This is a genomic window from Moorena sp. SIO3E8, from assembly GCF_010692445.1.
GTDB lineage: Bacteria > Cyanobacteriota > Cyanobacteriia > Cyanobacteriales > Coleofasciculaceae > Moorena > Moorena bouillonii.
In genome coordinates this window covers 1-1,374 of record NZ_JAAHHM010000357.1, presented here as the reverse complement: position 1 = coordinate 1,374, position 1,374 = coordinate 1, and the positions used below count along the sequence as shown (strand labels likewise).

The 1,374-nt window shown below is 45.1% G+C and carries 4 protein-coding genes; all 4 read right to left on the bottom strand.

Annotated features, from left to right (window positions below; all coding sequences use genetic code 11):
- Positions 1-81: 81 nt before the first annotated feature.
- Genes F6K46_RS39765 through F6K46_RS39755 form a run of 4 tightly spaced genes read right to left on the bottom strand, consistent with a single transcriptional unit; the run spans position 82 to position 981 of the window.
- Positions 82-315 carry a hypothetical protein gene (locus F6K46_RS39765; RefSeq protein ID WP_293118203.1) on the bottom strand — a complete coding sequence of 78 codons (234 nt, stop codon included), beginning with the start codon at positions 313-315 and terminating at the stop codon, positions 82-84.
- Positions 316-341: 26 nt separating this feature from the next.
- Positions 342-677, bottom strand: a complete 336-nt coding sequence (locus F6K46_RS39760) for a XisI protein (RefSeq protein ID WP_293069024.1) — start codon at positions 675-677, stop codon at positions 342-344.
- On the bottom strand, positions 665-796 hold the full coding sequence (locus tag F6K46_RS40535) for an element excision factor XisH family protein (RefSeq protein ID WP_366510904.1): 132 nt from the start codon (positions 794-796) through the stop codon (positions 665-667). Before F6K46_RS40535 ends, F6K46_RS39760 begins: the two co-directional genes overlap by 13 nt.
- Positions 781-981: a hypothetical protein gene (locus F6K46_RS39755; protein WP_293069022.1), complete on the bottom strand. Its 201-nt coding sequence runs from the start codon at positions 979-981 to the stop codon at positions 781-783. The genes F6K46_RS40535 and F6K46_RS39755 overlap by 16 nt, the downstream gene beginning before the upstream one ends.
- Positions 982-1,374: the final 393 nt, after the last annotated feature.

The following is a 1,374-nucleotide window of genomic DNA, read 5'->3' as shown; positions in this document are numbered from 1 at the left end:
ATGTCTGAAGCGCCAACGTGCGCGCAGTTATTCTTGGTAAGCGGATCATCGAGATCTAGACTCTTTACATTCATGAAATTATTACGAGGGAATCGGGAATCGGGAGTCGGGCATCGGGAATCGGGAATCGGGAATCGGGAATCGGGAGTAGGGAATCGGGAATCGGGAATCGGGAATCGGGAATCGGGAGTAGGGAATCGGGAATCGGGAATCGGGAATCGGGAATCGGGAATCGGGAATCGGGAGTAGGGAATCGGGAATCGGGAATCGGGAGTAGGGAATCGGGAATCGGAAAATTAAAAACATTTTAATCATAAAGTGGAACCGAAAGTGCGATTAAATTAAACAACTCCATAGCCGGTATATTGGTGAATTTCAGGAGCTTGAAACCCAAGCACAATATCTTCCTTTGCAACTCCTCGTTCCACAAGTTCCAGAGCTACTCTCATTTCGGTCATATTTTGTTCAATCCAAATCTGACCCTTCTTAATATCCAAATGTAAAACACAACCATAGACGCGCCGATGACCATCCCATCCCACATTCATTACCTGGTAATGGTCTTGTTTCGTATCAAACACCTTGTAGCAATCAATGGTTCCATTGACAATTGGTATTTCAGCATAAGCTGTCAACAACGACTGAATGATCTGGCGATAATACTCTATAGTGTCCATTGCACAATTACCTCCTGTATTGGATCATAAATCATTAGTCTAATCTGATATTTTTCTAAGGAAAGTTGTGCAAATTCCCGCTTAAAAAAAGCTTCATAAGCAATTACAGGAACTGCCAAATATCAGGATTCTGTTCTTTGACTTGTTCTAATGCCTCTTCGGCGGTTTGAGCGGAGTGAATCTCAGCATCAGAAAAGCGACCTTGGACAAGGTCAATCGTTCCTTTAAGAAGTAAGGGATGGTCGTCAATAATCAGAATCGTTAACTGCTGGGAATTTGTTGAGTGGTTGGTGGTGTTTGGCATTTTAGGGAGTCGGGAGTCGGGAGTCGGGAGTCGGGAGTCGGGAGTCGGGAGTCGGGAGTCGGGAGTCGGGAATAGGGAGCAGTAAGAGCTGATTTTCTTTACAAATCAGCTCTTATGGATAGTCGCAATGGAGTTTTGGTCAGTTTTAGGTACTCAATTAATGAGAACTAAATCCAATAAACTCCCCTTTTTTCAGAGGGGTCAAAGAGCCATGAGGTTGATTCAGTCTACCTTCTAGCTCCCTTGTCACCCCTTCAGGAAGGTCATACTAGTGCAGCGCGGTAGAAATGCTTGAGCAGCTGCGGATAATGGTGAAACAGAAGGATGAACCGCTGACCCACTCGATGCTCAGCTCATCCGATTACACTCTTCACAACTAGGCTATGCCTAACC